Origin of the sequence: Microbacterium arabinogalactanolyticum (assembly GCF_030268005.1) — a bacterium.
Lineage (GTDB): Bacteria > Actinomycetota > Actinomycetes > Actinomycetales > Microbacteriaceae > Microbacterium > Microbacterium arabinogalactanolyticum.
Genome location: NZ_BRZC01000004.1, coordinates 1,039,271 through 1,058,062, shown reverse-complemented (window position 1 = coordinate 1,058,062; position 18,792 = coordinate 1,039,271). Strand labels below are relative to the sequence as shown.

Below are 18,792 nucleotides of genomic sequence, written 5' to 3'. Positions count from 1 at the left end.
CGACGAGAACCGGACGGTTCCGCTCGCACAGCACAGAAACCGGGGGCGCACATGCGCCCTCGCCATGACCACCGTGTTCGCACTGGGCTTCGGCTCGCTCGCCGCATCGCCCGCATTCGCGAGCACCGACGGCACCGGCGTGGTCATCAACGAGGCGTATCTGTCCGGCGGCAGCGCCGGCGCGGCCTTCAAGAACAAGTTCGTCGAGCTGTACAACCCGACGGCGGCGGCCGTGTCGCTCGACGGCATGTCGCTGCAGTACCGGTCCGCGACGGGCACCGGCAGCTTCGGCGGGGTCGTCGCGCTGTCCGGCACCATTCCCGCGCACGGCTACTTCCTCGTCCAGGGCGGCACCAACAGCGGCACGTCGACTGCTCCGGCACTGCCGACGGCCGATGTGACCGGCACCGCGCTGAACCCGTCCGGCACCACCGGCACCGTCGCGCTCGTCAAGGGCACCGCACCCCTGACACTGGCCGCGGGGAACGCCGCAGGCGCCGAAGGCGTGATCGACCTGCTCGGCTACGGCTCCTCGAACACCTTCGAGGGCGCAGTCGCCACGGCTCCCTCGAGCAACACCGACGTGAAGTCCCTGAACCGCGCCGGCGGCAAGGACACCGACAGCAACAAGGACGACTTCTCGCTGTCGGCATCCGTCTCTCCGACCAACTCCAAGGGCGAGACGGGCGCGACCGACCCGGGTACCGACCCGGGGCCGCAGCCGGGTGAGAAGGTCTCCATCGCCGACGTGCAGGGCACGGGCGACACCTCGCCGCTGGTCGGCAAGACCGTCACCGTGGAGGGCGTCATCACCGCCGACTACCGCGTCGGCGGCTACAACGGCGTCGTGATCCAGACCCAGGGCACCGGCGGCGAGACCAAGACCGCGGGCAAGTCCGACGGCGTCTTCGTCTACCTGAACGGCAAGACCGTCCCCGGCAAGATCGGCGACCTGGTCTCCGTCAACGGCACTGTCAGCGAGTACTACGGCCAGACGCAGATCACGCCGGCCTCTGCGAGCGACGTCTCCTTGGTCACAGCCGGTGTGGGCGTCCCCGCACCCGTCGCGCTGCCGACCTCCGTCGTCGGCACCGACCGCGAGCAGTACGAGAACATGCTCGTCGCCCCCACCGGCGACTACCTCCTCGCCTCCAGCCACCAGCTGTACAACTACGGCACCCTGTGGCTGAACCCGGGTGAGCTCAACGTCAAGAGCACCGAGCTGAAGCGCCCGGGTGCCGAGGCGGACGCCATCGCCGCGGCCAACCGCGCCGACCGCATCCTGCTCGATGACGGCTACAGCGTGGGGATCGGCAAGGCCGGCCACACCGGCGACCAGCCCTACTTCACCAAGGACGTCGTGGTGCGCAACGGCGACGCCGTGGACTTCGGCGGCAAGGGCTTCGTGCTGCAGTACGACCACGACGACTGGCGCCTGCAGCCGGTCACGCCGCTGAACAGCACCTCGCCGGCGTCCGAGAAGGTCACGTTCAAGACGAACAACCCGCGTCCGTCGGTCCCGTCGGTCGGCGGTGACGTGCAGATCGCGTCGTTCAACGTGTACAACTACTTCACGACGCTCAGCTCGGAGAACCCCGATGCGCGTGGCGCGAAGGATGCCGCGCAGTTCGCGATCCAGAAGTCGAAGATCGTCGCCGCCATCAACGGCACCGGCGCCGAGATCGTCTCGCTGATGGAGATCGAGAACGGTCCCAAGCTCGGCAAGCCGATCGACACCGCCCTGGCTGATCTCGTCAGCGGCCTGAACGCCGCCGCCGGCTCCGAGGTGTGGGCCTATGTGCCGACGCCGAAGGCGCTCGACGACGCCGCGATCACCGACTACATCACCAGCGCGATCATCTACAAGAAGGCCGCCGTCACGCCCAAGGGCGCGGCGCAGACCATCATCGACGAGACCGTCTGGGGCAACGCCCGCGAGCCGATCGCCCAGGCGTTCGACATCGACGGACGCACCGTCACTGTCGTCGCCAACCACCTCAAGTCCAAGTCCGGCACCGGCACGCAGCCGGCCGACGGCCAGGGCTTCTTCAACGCGGACCGCGTCGCGCAGGCGAAGTCCCTGCTCGCGTTCACGGAGAAGCTGAAGACCGACAGCGGCAGCGACGACATGCTGCTGATCGGCGACTTCAACGCCTACGGCCAGGAGGACCCGATCGACGTGTTCACGTCGCAGGGTTGGCTCGACACCGTGCCGTCCAAGGCGAAGGGGCAGTACACCTACTCGTTCGACGGCGAGCTCGGCTCGCTGGACCACGTCATCGCCTCGCCGTCGCTCGCGGCGTCGGTCACCGGGGCCGGTGTGTGGGGCATCAACTCGCCGGAGTGGAGCGACCGCGGTTACGCGTTCGGTGCCACCGAGGCGGGCACCCCGTTCCGCTCCAGTGACCACGACCCGATCCTCGTCGGCGTCTCGGCCACGGAGCCCCCGGTGAGCATCGACATCGCCACGATCAACGACTTCCACGGTCGCATCGAGGCCGATGGCGCTGCGGCAGGCGCCGCTGTGCTCGCCGGTGCCGTCCGCGACGTGCGCGCCAAGAACCCGAACACGATCTTCGCCGCCGCCGGCGACCTGGTCGGCGCTTCGACGTTCACCTCGTTCATCCAGGACGACAACCCCACCATCGACGCGCTGAACGCCGCCGGCCTCGAGGTCAGCGCGGCGGGCAACCACGAGTTCGACAAGGGCTGGGCCGACCTGCGCGACCGCATCGTCCCGCGGGCCGACTGGGAGTACATCAGCTCCAACGTCTTCATGAAGGGCACCGACAAGACCGCTCTCGCCCCGTCGTGGGTAAAGGACGTCGACGGGGTCCGCGTGGGCTTCGTGGGCGCGGTCACCGAGGAACTCGACAACCTCGTCTCGCCGGACGGCATCGCCGACCTCGACGTGCGCGACATCGTCACCTCGGTCAACAGCGCCGCCGCGGCTCTGCGCGACGGAGACGCCAGCAACGGCGAGGCGGATATCATCATCCTCCTGGTCCACGAAGGAGCCACCACCACGTCGGTCGACAGCATCACACCCGACTCGGCGCTCGGCAAGATCGTCTACGGCGTGGGCAAGGACGTCAACGCGATCGTCTCGGCGCACACCCACCTGGCCTACAACCACGTCATCGACGGCCGCCCGGTCGTCTCGGCGGGCCAGTACGGCGAGAACATGGGCCTGATGAACCTGCAGGTCGACCCGAAGACGCACAAGCTGCTCTCGATCTCCAACGAGATCAAGCCGCTGGCGCATCAGAACCCCGACAAGACGTGGACGGCGAACTACCCGGCCATCCCCGAGGTCCAGACGATCGTCGACACCGCCAAGAAGGAAGCCGACGTGCTCGGCAACGTCAAGGTGGGCGAGATCACGGCCGACTTCAACCGGGCCCTGCAGAGCGACGGCAAGACGGAGAACCGCGGTGGCGAGTCCACCATCGGCAACTTCATCGCCGACGTGCAGCAGTCGTCCACCGGGGCGGAGCTCGCGCTGATGAACCCGGGCGGCATCCGCACGGTCATGGCGTACAAGGGCACCTCTGCGAGCGACCCCGACGGCAACCTGACCTACCGCGAGGCGGCATCGGTGCAGCCGTTCGCCAACACGCTGGTCACGCTCAGCCTCACGGGTGAGCAGCTGAAGGCCGTCCTCGAGGAGCAGTGGCAGCCCGCGGGCTCGTCGCGTCCGTTCCTCAAGCTCGGCGTCTCCAAGGGTCTGACCTACACGTACGACCCGAACGCGGCGCAGGGCTCGCACATCACCTCGATCACCCTGAACGGCACCCCCGTCGACCCGGCGAAGTCGTACCTGGTCGCGGCGAACTCGTTCCTCGCGGCGGGTGGAGACAACTTCTTCACGCTCGCCAAGGGCACCGGCAAGAAGGACACCGGCAAGGTCGACCTGCAGTCGATGGTCGACTGGTTCACGGCCAACAAGACGGCGACTCCTGACCTCGGTCAGCGCGCCGTGGGCGCGGTCGTCTCCCCGGCCGCCGGCGCCGATGGCTACAAGGCCGGCGACCAGGTGACGGTCGACCTCTCCTCGCTGGCGTTCAGCGCACGCGAGCAGGTGCCGACCGAGGTGGCGTTCTCGATCGGTGACACGCAGCTGGGAACCGCCCCGGTCACGGTCGCCGTGAAGGACGCGTACGACGAGGCCGGTGCCGCGACGTTCACCTTCACCGTGCCGGCGGATGCCGCGGGCAAGACGCTCACGGCGACGCCGAACGTCGGCACGGCCGTGGCGCTGCCGGTGACCTTCGCCGCCGACGAGGAGCCCGGTGAGTTCGCCGGCACGATCTCGCTCGGATCGAGCAAGGTGGCCGCCGGCCAGGCACTGACGATCACCGGTGAGGGCTACCAGCCCGGTGAGACGGTGACGGTCGAGCTGCAGCCCAAGAAGGGCAAGGCGATCCAGCTCGGCACGGTGAAGGTCGGCGAGGACGGTTCGTTCTCGGCATCCGTCACCGTTCCCAAGTCGACCCAGCCCGGTCCCTACACGGTCTCGGTCTCGCAGGCCGACGGCGACGCCGCGACCGCGGTGGTCCACGTCAACCGCAAGGGCGGCCTCGGGAACGTCGTGCAGGGCATCGTCGACTGGGTCCTCGACCTGATCTCCGGATGGTTCTGATCAGGGTCGGCGCCAGCTGACAGCGCAGACGGAGAGGCCGTCGGGAGCGATCCCGGCGGCCTCTCCGCGTACCCGGGGCCGGTCGTACGCGCGGGACGGGGCGGGGCGGGCGCGCTCGGAGCGGCCGCTAGACTGGTATCCATGCCCGAGCCGAAAATCGCCAGTTTCCCGGCGATCCGCGGCGCGCTGAAGTTCTATCAGATCGCGTCCATCATCACCGGCGTCATGCTGCTCCTGCTGCTGACCGAGATGATCGTGAAGTACTCGCCCATCCACCACGAGCTGTTCCTCGGCGGTTCCGGCGGATTCCTGTGGTTCGCCGACGTCATCGTGGGCGACGGATGCCAGTGGTATTCGCTGTTCGTCCCCGGTGGCATGGGCTGCAAGCTCACCAGCGTCGGCGACGGCGTGAACCTGTCGCTGGGCATCCTCGTCGCGCACGGCTGGTTCTACGTCGTGTACCTGTTCGCCTGCTTCCGGGTGTGGAGCCTGATGCGCTGGCCGTTCCGGCGCTTCATCCTGCTCGCCCTCGGCGGTGTGATCCCGTTCCTGTCGTTCTTCATGGAGCTGCGCGTCTCGCGCGAGGTGAAGAACTACCTTGCCACCCGTGAGGCCGCCGACGCCTCCCTCCCCGCCCCGGAAGGTGCCCGTTGACCGAACAGACCGAGACCCAGCAGCGCCCCGCGCTCGTCGTCGACTTCGGCGCGCAGTACGCGCAGCTGATCGCACGCCGCGTCCGCGAGGCGGGCGTGTACAGCGAGATCGTGCCGCACACGGCGACCGCTGAGGAGATCGCCGCGAAGAACCCGGTCGCGCTGCTGCTCTCCGGCGGCCCGTCCTCGGTCTACGAGGAGGGCGCCCCCCAGCTCGACCCGGCCGTGTTCGAGCTCGGTGTGCCGACACTGGGCATCTGCTACGGCTTCCAGTACATGGCGCAGACCCTGGGCGGCGAGGTCGCCAACACCGGTCTGCGGGAGTACGGCGCGACCGACGCGCACATCCCCGAGAACGGCAGCTCGCTGCTCGCCGGCCAGCCCGCCGAGCAGAACGTGTGGATGAGCCACGGCGACCAGGTCGCCCGCGCACCCGAGGGCTTCGAGGTGCTCGCCACCACCGACGCCACCAAGGTCGCCGCCTTCGCGAACGAGGAGCGCAAGCTCTACGGCGTGCAGTGGCACCCCGAGGTGAAGCACTCCGACCACGGCCAGGAGATCCTCGAGAACTTCCTGCACAGGAGCGCCGGGCTGTCCGCCGACTGGAACAGCGACAACGTGATCGCCGAGCAGATCGAGCGCATCCGCGAGCAGGTCGGTGACGCGCGCGTCATCTCCGCCCTCTCCGGCGGCGTGGACTCGGCCGTGTCGACCGCTCTCGTGCACAGGGCGATCGGCGACCAGCTCACCGCGGTGTTCGTGGACCACGGTCTGCTGCGCAAGGGCGAGCGCGAGCAGGTCGAGAAGGACTACGTCGAGTCCACCGGTGTGCGCCTGATCACTGTGGACGCCGTGGACACCTTCCTGGGCCACCTCGCCGGCGTCACCGACCCCGAGACCAAGCGCAAGATCATCGGCCGCGAGTTCATCCGCGCGTTCGAGCAGGTGCAGCGCGACCTGGTCGAGGAGGCCAAGGCCACCGGCGGCGCCCCCGTGAAGTTCCTGGTGCAGGGCACCCTGTACCCGGATGTCGTCGAGTCCGGCGGCGGAGCGGGCACCGCGAACATCAAGTCGCACCACAACGTGGGCGGCCTGCCCGAGGACCTCGACTTCGAGCTCGTCGAGCCGCTGCGCGCCCTGTTCAAGGACGAGGTCCGCGCGATCGGCCGCGAGCTCGGCATCCCCGAGGCGATCGTCGGCCGCCAGCCGTTCCCCGGCCCCGGCCTGGGCATCCGCATCATCGGCGAGGTGACCCGCGAGCGCCTCGACATCCTGCGCGAGGCCGACGCCATCGCGCGCGAGGAGCTGACCAAGGCGGGCCTGGATCAGACGATCTGGCAGTGCCCGGTCGTGCTGCTCGCCGACGTCCGCTCGGTGGGCGTGCAGGGCGACGGTCGCACCTACGGTCACCCGATCGTGCTGCGTCCGGTCTCGTCCGAGGACGCGATGACCGCCGACTGGACCCGCCTGCCCTACGACGTGCTGTCCAGGATCTCCAACCGCATCACCAACGAGGTCAGTGAGGTCAACCGCGTCGTGCTCGACGTCACCTCGAAGCCGCCGGCGACGATCGAGTGGGAGTAAGCACTGTGAGCGACGCCGCGTCGGGGGAGGGCATCTTCCCGGACGCGGCGTTTCTCGTCCTGTCGAGCCGGCTGATCCCCGGGCTCGACGGCGGTTACACGATCGCCACCGCTGCGCGCGCCCGCCAGATGGCCGAGCACGGCGCCGACGTGCAGGTGCTCACCGTGGATCCCGCGGACGCCGACGCGCACGCCGCGCACCGCGCGGAGTTCCGCCGCCTCGGCATGCTGCCCGACGGCGTCCCCCTTCGGAACCTCTTCGACGAGGCATCAGCCCCCGGCGGCGGCGCGGCGCCCTGGCTGCGCGCGGCATCCGAGACCGAACATCGCCGACCGGACCACGTCTCGTCGACTGCGCCGGTTGGCGACGTCGATACCCGGTTCACTCGTCACGAAGGGGTGCGCTCGGGGGAGGGAGCCGACTCCTACCGCGAGCTGACGGATGCCGAGGGGCGCGCATACGCGGCTCTGCCGGTGATCCAGGGGAACCCGGACTGGCATCTGAGCACGGCGCCCGTGCGGGTGTACGACGAGACCGGCGAGACCGTCGGCACCCTCGAAGGCTTCGGCGGGCTGTACCGTGCCTGGCTCGATCATCTCGTCGAGGGGTCCGACCGCCCGGTCGTCGTGATCTGCGAGTCGCGCCAGCTCGGTGAACTGCTCGCGGGCTGGTCGAACCCGAGAGCGCGCATCGTGCACGCGATCCACACCATGCACCTCGAGCCGCCGTACACCCCGGATGCTCCGCTGAACGCCCTGTGGACGCGGTGGTTCCCGGTCAGTGACCGGTTCGACGCCGTGATCTGGCCGACGCAGGCGCAGCGCGACGACGTGCAGTCCCGGTTCGGCGGTGACGCCGCGAACCTGGTCTCGCCGCACGGCATCCGTCTTCCCGCGGAGGGCGACCACGCGCGCGAACCGGGACTGGTCGTCAGCGTCTCGCGGCTGGCTCCCGGCAAGCGCATCGATCACCTCGTGCGCGCCTTCCTCGCCGCAGACGTCCCCGGCACGCGCCTGGAGATCTGGGGCGACGGGCCGTCCACGGCATCCGTCGCCGAACTGATCGCGGCCCTCGGCGCGGGGGACCGCGTCGCGCTGATGGGCCGCACGGACGATCCGGCCGCAGTCCTCCGCCGCGCCTCGCTCATGGTCACCGCCACGGCGTACGAGGGCCAGGGCCTGTCCATCGTGGAGGCGCTCGCAGCGGGGTGCCCCGTCGTGTCGTACGACGTGCGCTACGGCCCCGGCGATGCCCTGCGCCGCGGAGGCGGTCTGCTCGTCCCGGCCGGCGAGGAGCGGATGCTGGCGGACGCCATCCGCCAGGTGCTCACGGACGCCCCGCTGCGCGAACGCCTGGGCGTGGAGGCTCCCGTGGCGGCATCCGCCTGGAGCGAGGACGCGGCCATGGCCGCCCTCGCCGCCGCCACCCGCCTCGCGCTGTCCGGCCCGCCTCGCCGCTGACTCGCGGCAGATCTTCGCAATTCTGCACAACCTCGCAGACATCCCGCCGATTCCTGCGGGGTTGTGCAGATCTGCGGGGTTGTGCGGTGCGTGCCTCGACGGGCGCCGTCAGCCGAGGCGCTTCAGCGCCTCGCGATGGGAGAGCGGGGAGAGCGGATGCTGTTCCGCGAACGCGCGCACCCAGTCGGGGTCGCTCTTGCCGAGGTCGCGCAGCGCCCAGCCGATGGCCTTGCGGATGAAGAACTCGTCGTCGCCGATGTTCGTGAGGATCGCGTACTCGAGCAGGGCGCGGTCGGTGGCGTCCTTCCGTCCGAGCTGGCAGATGATCGCGGCCCGCCGCACCCAGAAGTCCTCGTCGTCGGCCCAGATGCGCATCTCGATCGAGAACCGGTCAGGGTCGGCATCCAGCAGGTCGCGCAGCCGGTGCGCGACCTCGTCGACGTAGTCCCACCACGCGCCGGAGCGGATCATCTCCTCGTGCACGGGCAGCGTGGCCGCGTCGCCGCGAAGGGCGGGCAGCGCCATCAGGGCGAGCGCGGCGTATCGCTCCTCGCGGACGTGCGCCTCCCGCCACAGCGTGAGCGCGGATTCCTGCAGCAACGCGGCATCCGTCTCGCCCTTCGCAAGACGCCGCACCAGCGCGCGCACGGCGGGCACCCGGACACCGAGGAACGGCATCGTGGACTTCATGTACGCCTGCTGACCCGGCGCGAGAGCCGGATCGGCGATCTCGCGCAGCTCTGCGCGGATGCCGTCGACGAGCGATGCGGTCATGGCACCAGGGTACGACGTGTCCCAAGAGTGGTGGGTCGGATGCCTCGGCACCGGCCTCTTCTGGGACAGGGGCCCCAGCCGGTCTCAGATCGGGCGGGTCCGGAGCCCGTGCAGCCACCTTTGCTGGGACACGGGCGCCAGTGACCGGAACCCGCAGCCATCGGGACGCCGGAGGGTACGTGTTCCAGAACAGGTGGGTCGGATGCCTCGGTACCCGCGTTTTCTGGGACACGGGCTCCCGCAGGTCTCAGATCGGGCGGGTCCAGGGCCCGTGCAGCCACCCCTTGTGGGACACGCGGTCCGCCCCGTCAACTCGGGCACGTACTCAGAAGCGCCGACCGCCGGACCTTCCGGACGACCGGCTGCCGCCGGAGGACCGACTGCTGAACGATCGTGACGAGCTCGACCGCGACGAGCGCGAGGAACCGCCCCACGAGGAATGCGACGACCCGCCCCACCCCGAGGACGACCCTCCGCCGCCGTTGCCGCCGAAGGCCCCGGACAGCGCGCCGAACACGGCGCCGAGCACGACGAACAGGATGATGAGGCCCGCACTGCCGTCCGCGAGGCTGAAGCCGCCGACCAGACCGAGCAGGCCGCCGCCGAGCGCCCCGGCGATCGCCTTCCCGCCGCGCCCCTCGTCGTCCGAGCTCGACGCGGCGCGGATGGACTGCCAGCTCTGGCGCGACGAGGGTTCGTCGTACATGACCGGGCGCTCCCGCTCGGTGCGGCCGTCGTCGGCCGCCGACCTGCTGAACCTCGCGCCGGCCGGCGCGGCCGGAGCGCCGGTCAGCGCCTGCACCTGCGCGGCGACGCTCGACGCCGTGGCGGCCAGACGTGCGGCCTCCTGCGCGTCGCCGGATGCTGTGGCTGCCGCCAGCTGCCGCTTCGCCAGGTTCAGGCGGGTCAGCGCCAGCGCGTTGACCTCACCGGGTCGGGCCTGCACGGAAGCCTCGGCGGCACGTACGGCGGCCTTCGCCAGCTCCAGTGGGTCGGCGTCCGTCTGCCCGGGAGCCGCCGTCCCCGCAGCCAGGGCATCGGCCTGCGCCTTCACCGCATCCCGCAGCTCGCCCGCCTCGGCGAGCAGCCGCTCGATCTCATGCACGGCCTGCGAGATCGCGCTCGGCTTGTGCGCCTGCACGGCCTTCTCCAGCGCCGCGAGCTGGGCATCGGTCGCGGCCAGGCGCCGTCCGATCTCGGCGGGGTTGCCCGCCACGCCGACCAGCGCGGCGGGAGGGAACGCCGCCGTGAGCACGGCGAGACGCTCGGCGGCATCCTGCTGGATCCCGGTCGCCTCCGCGCGGGCGGTCCTCAGACGCGTCAGTGTCGCCGCCGAGCCCTCCGCCAGTGCGCGCAGTGAGGCGAGCTGCTGCTTCCGCCCGTCCAGGTCGCGATCGGTCTGCGCGCACATCCGGATGATCTCGTCGGTCCACGCGCGGGTCTCCGCCGGGGTGTCCTCGGTGGAGTCCTCCAGCTTCTGCAGCAGCTGGAACCCTCCGTCCAGTCGCGTGCGGCACTCCTTGAGCACGGTGGTGAACTCCGCGGTCGTCTCCTCGCCGAACTCCGCCGTGACGAAGCCCAGCTCCTGCTCGCTCGTGCGCACGGCCTCATCGGCCAGTACGAGCAGGCGCGCGGCGCGCTTCTTCTGCCCCTCGAGGGTGCGCAGCTCTGCGGCCGCCGCCGCACGACGACGCAGATGCAGCACGAGACGGGTCACGCCGAACACGATGAGGGCGAGCGCGGCCACGCCCAGCACCCATACCCACCAGGGCCACGGGACCCGGTCGAACTCCCCGGCGACGTACGAGATGCCGCCCTCCCAGTCGTCGTCCGCCAGGTAGTCGCCGCCGAGGTGGTCCTCGATCTGCAGGATCCGGTCCTCCGAGAGGGGCCCCGCCTGCACGCCGTCGCCGCCGTACTCCGCCGAGATCGCGAGGGTGCGCCCCTCGGTCGCGATGGCGAGCAGGTACTGATCGGGAGCCAGGTTGTTGCGCAGTGCCGTGGCATCGGCCCAGGCGAGCGCGTTGCCCGGATCTTCGAAGTCGGGCACGAGGATCACATACAGCTCCGGGCGCCCTTCCTTCGCCGCCAGGTCGCCCAGCTGCTTCTCCAGGCGGGCTTCCGCGGCGTCGCCGAGCACGCCGGAGGCGTCGGTCACGAAACCGGGGTCGAGGTCCGGGGGAGTGGCCGCGGAGGCGGCACCGCCGGAGAGCAGAGCGCCGCTGAGTGCGAGCCCTGCCGCCAAGGTGATCGCGCCCGCGACCGCAGTGATCTTCCCCCATGGTCCGCGCATGGACTGCCCTCCCGCTCGCGGGCCGATCTGCGATCGGGCCCTCCTCCGTGACCACCATCATGGCAGGAAGCGATTGTCGAAGAATTCTCGCGAGGATGTCGATCCGGCGCCTTCTCGTTCGACGTCTTCAATGAGAGGGTCGAGACACGGCCCGTGTGATGGACGACCGAACAAGGAGAACCACCATGAAGTACATGCTGATCATGCGCGCGACCGACGAGGGCGTGGAGGCGTTCAAGAGCATCCCCTTCGAGCAGGTGATCGAGGCCATGGGCAAGTACAACGAGTCGCTGATCAAGGCCGGCGTGATGGCCGGCGGCGACGGGCTGACCGACGCGGAAGAGGGGGTCGTCGTCGACTTCTCGTCCGAGCCGCCGCTCGTGACCGACGGCCCCTACGGAGAGACGAAGGAGCTGTTCAACGGATTCTGGATCCTGGAGGTGGCCTCGAAGGAGGAAGCCGTGGAGTGGGCCAAGCGCTGCCCGCTCGGTCCCGGCAGCAAGCTGGAGATCCGCCGCGTGACCGACGTCTCCGACTTCCCTCAGGACAACGAGTGGATCGAGAAGGAGAAGCAGTGGCGCGAGGATGCCGCCGCATCCGAGGCCTGAGATGACCGCTGAAGGCGTGGCGCGCCCCGCATCGCAGGATGCGCGGCGCGCCGTGGCCGCCGTGTGGCGCATCGAGTCGGCGAAGATCGTCGCGACGCTCACCCGGATGACAGGCGACTTCGCCCTCGCCGAGGATCTCGCTCAGGAGGCGCTCGCTGAGGCGCTGGAGCAGTGGCCGGATGCCGGTGTTCCCCGCAATCCGGCAGCGTGGCTGACCGCGGTGGCCAAGCGTCGCGCGATCGACGGCTGGCGTCGTCAGGAACGGTACGACGACAGGATCGCGGCGATCGCGCACGATGTCGAGCGCGAGCAGGATGAGGCATCCGACGCTCTGCCGTGGGATCCGGATGCCATCGACGACGACGTGCTGCGCCTGATCTTCATCGCCTGTCACCCCGTGCTCTCCCGTGAGGCGCAGATCGCGCTCACCCTCCGGGTGGTCGGCGGCCTCGGCAGTGAGGAGATCGCCCGCGCCTTCCTCGTGCCCGTGGCCACCGTGCAGCAGCGGATCGTGCGAGCGAAGAAGACACTCGGAGCAGCGCACGCCCCGTTCGAGCTGCCGCCGCGCGAGGAGTTCGGCTCACGCCTGAGCGCCGTGCTGGGGGTGCTCTACCTGATCTTCAACGAGGCGCACACGGCCAGCGGCGGGGAGGACTGGATGCGTCCCGACCTGGGGCGTGAGGCCGTACGACTGACCCGTGTCCTCGCGGGCCTTGTGCCGCGGGAACCCGAGGTGCACGGCCTGCTCGCGCTGATGGAGCTGACGGCGGCGCGCTTTCCCGCCAGGGTCGACCGCCACGGCGATCCGGTGCTGCTCGCCGATCAGGACCGGGCCCGCTGGGACCGCGGCGCCATCGCCCGCGGACGCGCAGCGCTCGCGCGGGTGGACGCACTCGGAAGGGGGCGAGGCGGGTATGCGCTGCAGGCGTCCATCGCCGAGTGCCATGCCGTCGCAGCATCCGTCGAACAGACCGACTGGGATCGCATCGTGATGCTCTACGAGGCGCTCGGCAGGCTGACGCCCTCACCGGTGATCGAGCTGAACCGTGCTGCTGCGGTCGCCATGGCTACGGGGCCGGCATCCGCTCTGCGCATCATCGACTCCCTGATCGCGGCGGGGGAGCTGCGCGGCTACCACCTGCTGCCGGCGACCCGCGGCGAGCTGCTGCTGCGGCTCGGGCGTGATGACGAGGCGCGGGCGGAGTTCGCCGCCGCGGCTCGTCTGGCGGGCAACGACCGGGAGCGGGCCCTGCTGGAGGCCAAGGCGCGCTGATCACGCGGCCGGTTCCCTCCCGGGCATGCGAAAGGGGAGGCGGATCCCCCGACCCGCCTCCCCGGAAGAAGGGTTCTTACGCCCTGCTGCGGTCTCCGCGGCCCACGATGAGGCCGTAGATCAGCAGCACGATGATCGATCCGCCGATGGCGAGGAGCCAGGTCGACAGGTTCCAGAACCCGTTCAGGTCGACGTTGAACAGCAGACCACCCAGCCAGCCGCCGAGCAGAGCGCCGACGACGCCGAGGAGCAGTGTGACGAACCATCCGCCGCCCTGCTTGCCGGGGAGGATCAGCTTGGCGATGGCGCCGGCGATCAGGCCGAGGAGAAGGAATCCGAGGAAGCTCATGGGAGTCTCCGTTCTGTAGGTGCGTCCGGGGTGTCCGGGCATGACCAGAATGCCTTAGACGAGCGTCTAGAGCTACCCCCTTGCGCACGAGTTCAGGAATGCGCTATCAGCCTGCTGTGATGAGCAGAACGGCCGCCCTCCGAGGAGGGCGGCCGTTCAGGTCGTGCGGATCGACGGTCAGTCGTTGCCGCGCAGGATCGCGAGGATGCGCAGGATCTCGACGTACAGCCAGACGACGGTCACCATGATGCCGAAGGCGCCCATCCAGCCGTACTTGCGGGGAGCGCCGTTGCGCACGCCCTGCTGGATGCTGTCGAAGTCCATCACCAGCGAGTACGCGGCGAGGAACACCACGAAGACGCCGATGATGACGCCGAGCGGGATGCCTGCGATGACGATGTCTCCCCGAAGTCCCCACGGGTTGTCGCTGACGCCGGTCCACATCAGGATGACATTCAGGATGGAGAAGGCGAGGTACCCGAACATCGCGATCATGAAGATCTTGGTCATCTTCGCGCTGGCGCGCACCTTGCCGCTGGCGAACAGGGCGAGGGTGACGCCGACGACGGCGACCGTCGCAAGGGTCGCCTGCATGACGACTCCGGGGTACACCATCTCGAAGAACGCCGAGATGCCGCCGACGAAGAGTCCCTCGAAGGCCGCGTAGGCGAAGATCAGCGCGGGGCGGACCTTCTTGCGCGAGGTGAAGATGACGATCATGGCGAGCACGAAGCCGCCGAGCGCGCCGACGATCCAGGGGGTGAGGTTCGCCTGGCCGGTAGCGGAGCCGGCGACGGTCCACACCCAGCCGATGGCTGCGGTCACGAGCAGGATGCCGAACAGGCCGGCGGTCTTCCAGATCGTGTCCTCGACCGTCATGCGGTCGGTCTCGATGGCGCCCGCGGCGGGAGCCGCGTACATGCCCTCGAGGTTCGCCTGCGCGGCGGCGTTGATGCCCGCCTGCTGGAACGCGGCGGTCTGTCCTGCGGCGCCGGGCGGGGGCGGCGGGGCGTACTGGCCCTGCTGACCGGGCTGCTGCGGCGCCCCGGGGTACGTGGCGACGTTCCGCGGATCCTGCTGCTGGAACGCGGGGGTGTTGAAGACGAAATTGCTCATGGTGGGTGGCCTCTACTCCCGAGGGATCGGTCAACTCTTTCCTCAACGATAGTGGCGGTCGCCTATGAACGGGGTGCTTTACGCTGAGAGCGTGCCCAGGAAATCCCCTCTGATCATCGGGCACCGCGGTGCGCCCGGCTACCGTCCCGAGCACAGTCGCTCGTCGTACGAGCTGGCCTTCGCGCTCGGCGTCGACGCCGTCGAACCCGATGTGGTCGCGACCAAGGACGGGGTGCTGGTCATCCGGCACGAGAACGAGATCTCCGGCACGACCGACGTCGCGCAGCATCCGGAGTTCGCCGACAGGCGCACGACCAAGCGGATCGACGGCGAGAAGCTGACGGGCTGGTTCACCGAGGACTTCACCTGGGCGGAGCTATCCACGCTGCGGGTCAGGGAGCGGCTGCCGCGGGTCCGCACGTCCAGCGCGACCTTCGACGACGCGCAGCCGATCCTGCGTCTGCCCGACCTGCTCGAGATGATCAGCGCGGCCTCCGCGGAGCACGGCCGGGAGATCGGCCTGGTGCTCGAGGTCAAGCACGCCACGTATTTCGAGGGCATCGGCCTGGACCTCGTCCCGCTGATCGAGCGCGACCTGCGCGCCGGCGGCTGGGCGGCCGGGGAACTGCCGCTGGTCATCGAGTCCTTCGAATCGACGGTGCTGGACCGGCTGCGCGAGACGGGCATCGCGGCATCCTTCATCTACCTGATCGAGGCGAGCGGCAAGCCGTTCGACCTCGTCACCTCGATGGGCCCGGAGGCGCCCGACTACGCCTCCGCCGTCACACCCGAAGGCCTGGACGCGCTGCGCGCGGACGGCATCAGCGTCAACAAGCGGATGCTGCTGCAGCCGGGCAACACGATCGTGCCGGATGCCCATGCCCGCGGCCTGCGGGTGTTCACCTGGACCTGCCGACCCGAGAACCAGTTCCTGTCGCCGCGGTTCCGCGCCGGAGGCGGGAAGGCCGCCTTCGGCGACTACGAGGGGGAGTGGCGGGTGATCGCCGACACCGGCGTCGACGGCGTGTTCGTCGACCACCCCGATCTGGGCGTGGCCTTCTTCCGCTGAGGCGTCAGCGGCTCGAGACGATCTCCTTGCCGAGGGGCATCAGCGAGACGGGGACGAGCTTGAAGTCGGCGATGCCCATCGGGATGCCGATGATCGTCACGCACATCGCGATTCCCGAGACGATGTGGCCGATCGCCAGCCACCAGCCGGCGAGCACGACCCAGATCACGTTGCCCAGCGCCGAACCCAGTCCCGACGTCGGCTTGTCCACCACCTGGCGGCCGAACGGCCACAGCGAGTACTTGCCGATGCGGAACGCCGCGATCGCCCACGGGATCGTGATGATCGGGATGCACAGGATGATGCCGGCGAGCATGTAGCCGAGGAAGTGCCAGAACCCGCCGAGGACAACCCAGATGATGTTGAGGATCGTGCGCATGCCGTGATTCTCGCACGCCTGCTCGGGAGGCCGCTGTCGGAGCCGCCGCCTAGACTCGAAGGGCCATGACCGACGCCCCACTCATCGTCCCCGCATCCTCCGGCCCGCGCTCCTCCGACGGGTCCGACGAGCTGCTCGCGGGCCTCAACCCGCAGCAGCTCGAGGCCGTCACGTATCGCGGGAACGCGCTGCTCATCGTCGCCGGCGCCGGATCGGGCAAGACCAGCGTGCTCACGCGCCGAGTGGCGCTGCTGCTGCGTCGCCGCGAGGCATGGCCCAGCCAGATCCTGGCGATCACGTTCACGAACAAGGCCGCAGGCGAGATGCGCGAGCGCGTCGAGGGGCTCGTCGGCGATGTCGCGCGCGGCATGTGGATCTCCACCTTCCACTCGGCGTGCGTGCGCATCCTGCGGCGCGAGGCCGAGCAGTTCGGCTTCACCAAGTCGTTCACCATCTACGACTCCGGCGACTCGCGCGCGCTGCTCAAGCGTCTGGTCAAGGAGCACGAGGCGGATGCCTACGGACTCACGCCCGGCGCGGTGCAGTCCCGCATCTCCAAGCTCAAGAACGAGCTGCTCGACGCCGAGGGGCACGCCCGCCAGGCGAACATGTCCGACCCCGCCGAGCGCAAGTTCGTCGACATCTTCACCGACTACCAGCGGGCGCTGCAGAAGGCCAACGCGTTCGATTTCGACGACCTCATCGCGCAGACCGTGTTCCTGTTCCGCGCGTTCCCGAAGGTGGCGAACACCTATCGCCGACGGTTCCGGCACATCCTCGTCGACGAGTACCAGGACACCAACCACGCCCAGTACTCGCTGATCCGCGAGCTCACCAAGCCCGTCGACACCTCTGCGGAGTCGGGCACCGCGTTCGAGTCGAACGGCATGATGATCTTCGAGCCGGATGCTCCGGCATCCGATTCCGAGGGAGAAGGCGCCTCGCTCACCGTGGTCGGCGACTCCGACCAGTCGATCTACGCGTTCCGTGGCGCCGACATCCGCAACATCACCGAGTTCGAGCGCGACTTCCCCGGCGCCAAGGTCGTGCTGCTCGAGCAGAACTACCGCTCCACCCAGAACATCCTGTCCGCGGCCAACGCCCTGATCGGCAACAACTTCGACCGCAAGGCGAAGAACCTGTGGAGCGACAAGGGCCCGGGCGAGAAGATCATCGGCTTCACCGGCTACTCGCAGCACGACGAGGCGCAGTTCGTCGCCGACGAGGTCGAGCAGCTGCGCCGCTCGGGAGTCCCGTACGCCGAGATGGCCGTGTTCTACCGCACCAACTCGCAGTCCCGTGCGCTGGAGGAGATCTTCATCCGCGCGGCTGTGCCCTACAAGATCATGGGCGGCACGAAGTTCTACGAACGCGCCGAGATCAAGGACGCGCTGGCCTACCTGGTGGCCGTCGCCAATCCGGCCGACGAGATGGCGGTGCGGCGCATCCTCAACCGGCCGCGACGCGGCATCGGCGGCGTGACCGAAGCGTCGATCGCGATGTTCGCCGAGCAGCACGGCATCAGCTTCCGCGACGCTCTGCGGCATCCGTCCGAGCTCGGCGTGGGGCCGAAGCTGCAGGCGTCGATCGCGCAGCTGGACGCCGTCCTGTCCGAGGTCGCTGAGATCCTGCAGCCGTCCTCCGGCGAGGTCCCGCCGTCGACCTCGGTCGCGGAAGGGCTGACTGTGCTGCTCGAGCGGAGCGGCTACTTCGAGTCGCTGCGCTCCAGTCGCGACCCGCAGGACGAGGCGCGACTGGAGAACCTCGATGAGTTCGTCGCGGTCGCCCGCGACTTCGCCCGCAACAACCCCGACGGCACGATCGTGGACTTCCTCACCGAGGTCGCGCTGGTCTCGGATGCCGATGATCTGGATGACGAGTCCGGCGTCGTCTCCCTGATGACGATGCACACCGCCAAGGGCCTCGAGTACGACGCGGTGTTCGTCACCGGCGTCGAAGAGGACCTCATCCCGCACCGCATCTCGGCGGGGGAGCCGGGCGGTCCGCAGGAGGAGCGTCGGCTGTTCTACGTGGGCATCACCCGCGCCCGCAAGCGCCTGCACCTCTCGCTCGCGATGACCCGCGCCCAGTTCGGCGAGGTGTCCGTCGCGATGCCCAGTCGCTTCCTGCAGGAGATCCCGGCCGATCTCATCGACTGGCGGCAGTCGCCGGGCGACGTCAACTCGCGCGGGGGCATGCAGTCGCGTGCCCCGAACGCCCGCAAGTCGGGCGGGTGGGGCTCCTCCGGCGGCGGCTCGGGCGATCGGTTCGGGGTCAAGGCGCTGCCCAAGCGCGACTCCCTGAAACCGCTGTCGACCGCCATGGACCGCTTCCCCAACAAGGTCACCGCGAAGGTGAGGGACAACGGTGATCTCGAACTGGCGGCAGGCGACCGCATCCGTCACGACGACTTCGGCGAGGGGCGCGTCGAGGCGGTCACCGGAGAGGGCGCGAAGCGCATCGCGCACGTGCGGTTCGACGCCGCCGGGCAGAAGAAGCTGCTGATCAAGATCGCACCGATCGTCAAGCTGTAACCCTTCACTTCGTCTCGCTGGCGCTCGCTCAGCACGTCGCGACAGGCTCGGGGACCCA

13 protein-coding genes are annotated in these 18,792 nt (G+C 69.5%); 8 read left to right on the top strand and 5 right to left on the bottom strand.

Features of this window, described 5'->3' with window-relative positions; translation table 11 throughout:
- Positions 1 to 64: 64 nt before the first annotated feature.
- The 4 genes from MIAR_RS09480 to MIAR_RS09465 all read left to right on the top strand — a co-directional run bounded on the left by MIAR_RS09480 (position 65) and on the right by MIAR_RS09465 (position 8,339).
- Complete coding sequence (locus MIAR_RS09480; RefSeq protein ID WP_285634661.1) at positions 65 to 4,642, top strand: ExeM/NucH family extracellular endonuclease; 4,578 nt, start codon at positions 65 to 67, stop codon at positions 4,640 to 4,642.
- Between the two features lie 141 nt (positions 4,643 to 4,783).
- Positions 4,784 to 5,296, top strand: coding sequence for a DUF3817 domain-containing protein (locus MIAR_RS09475; RefSeq protein ID WP_285634658.1), 513 nt, complete (start codon positions 4,784 to 4,786; stop codon positions 5,294 to 5,296).
- Positions 5,293 to 6,879, top strand: a complete 1,587-nt coding sequence (gene guaA, locus MIAR_RS09470) for a glutamine-hydrolyzing GMP synthase (RefSeq protein ID WP_285634655.1) — start codon at positions 5,293 to 5,295, stop codon at positions 6,877 to 6,879. The genes MIAR_RS09475 and guaA overlap by 4 nt, the downstream gene beginning before the upstream one ends.
- A gap of 5 nt (positions 6,880 to 6,884) precedes the next feature.
- Positions 6,885 to 8,339 (top strand): glycosyltransferase, encoded by a 1,455-nt coding sequence (locus MIAR_RS09465; RefSeq protein WP_285634652.1) that lies wholly within the window; start codon positions 6,885 to 6,887, stop codon positions 8,337 to 8,339.
- A gap of 108 nt (positions 8,340 to 8,447) precedes the next feature.
- Here the strand turns inward: MIAR_RS09465 and MIAR_RS09460 are convergent, their stop codons facing one another.
- Together MIAR_RS09460 and MIAR_RS09455 are read right to left on the bottom strand one after the other, a co-directional pair.
- Positions 8,448 to 9,113, bottom strand: a complete 666-nt coding sequence (locus MIAR_RS09460) for a DNA alkylation repair protein (RefSeq protein WP_285634649.1) — start codon at positions 9,111 to 9,113, stop codon at positions 8,448 to 8,450.
- 325 nt (positions 9,114 to 9,438) lie between these two features.
- Positions 9,439 to 11,406, bottom strand: coding sequence for a TPM domain-containing protein (locus tag MIAR_RS09455; RefSeq protein WP_285634646.1), 1,968 nt, complete (start codon positions 11,404 to 11,406; stop codon positions 9,439 to 9,441).
- 185 nt (positions 11,407 to 11,591) lie between these two features.
- On the opposite strand from MIAR_RS09455, the gene MIAR_RS09450 reads away from it, so the two are divergent.
- Positions 11,592 to 12,014, top strand: coding sequence for a YciI family protein (locus tag MIAR_RS09450; protein WP_285634644.1), 423 nt, complete (start codon positions 11,592 to 11,594; stop codon positions 12,012 to 12,014).
- A 1-nt stretch (position 12,015) separates the two neighbouring features.
- Positions 12,016 to 13,287 carry an RNA polymerase sigma factor gene (locus MIAR_RS09445; protein ID WP_285634641.1) on the top strand — a complete coding sequence of 424 codons (1,272 nt, stop codon included), beginning with the start codon at positions 12,016 to 12,018 and terminating at the stop codon, positions 13,285 to 13,287.
- 76 nt (positions 13,288 to 13,363) lie between these two features.
- On the opposite strand, the gene MIAR_RS09440 is transcribed toward MIAR_RS09445, so the two are convergent.
- The gene (locus MIAR_RS09440; protein WP_285634638.1) at positions 13,364 to 13,636 is read right to left on the bottom strand and encodes a GlsB/YeaQ/YmgE family stress response membrane protein; all 273 of its coding nucleotides are present in this window, start codon (positions 13,634 to 13,636) and stop codon (positions 13,364 to 13,366) included.
- Between the two features lie 177 nt (positions 13,637 to 13,813).
- Positions 13,814 to 14,752 carry a Bax inhibitor-1/YccA family protein gene (locus tag MIAR_RS09435; RefSeq protein ID WP_285634635.1) on the bottom strand — a complete coding sequence of 313 codons (939 nt, stop codon included), beginning with the start codon at positions 14,750 to 14,752 and terminating at the stop codon, positions 13,814 to 13,816.
- A gap of 91 nt (positions 14,753 to 14,843) precedes the next feature.
- Here MIAR_RS09435 and MIAR_RS09430 point away from each other — a divergent pair, with 91 nt between their 5' ends.
- Complete coding sequence (locus tag MIAR_RS09430) at positions 14,844 to 15,821, top strand: glycerophosphodiester phosphodiesterase family protein (RefSeq protein ID WP_285634632.1); 978 nt, start codon at positions 14,844 to 14,846, stop codon at positions 15,819 to 15,821.
- 4 nt (positions 15,822 to 15,825) lie between these two features.
- On the opposite strand, the gene MIAR_RS09425 is transcribed toward MIAR_RS09430, so the two are convergent.
- Positions 15,826 to 16,200: a YccF domain-containing protein gene (locus MIAR_RS09425; protein ID WP_285634629.1), complete on the bottom strand. Its 375-nt coding sequence runs from the start codon at positions 16,198 to 16,200 to the stop codon at positions 15,826 to 15,828.
- A 65-nt stretch (positions 16,201 to 16,265) separates the two neighbouring features.
- On the opposite strand from MIAR_RS09425, the gene MIAR_RS09420 reads away from it, so the two are divergent.
- Complete coding sequence (locus tag MIAR_RS09420; RefSeq protein WP_285634627.1) at positions 16,266 to 18,734, top strand: ATP-dependent helicase; 2,469 nt, start codon at positions 16,266 to 16,268, stop codon at positions 18,732 to 18,734.
- Positions 18,735 to 18,792: the final 58 nt, after the last annotated feature.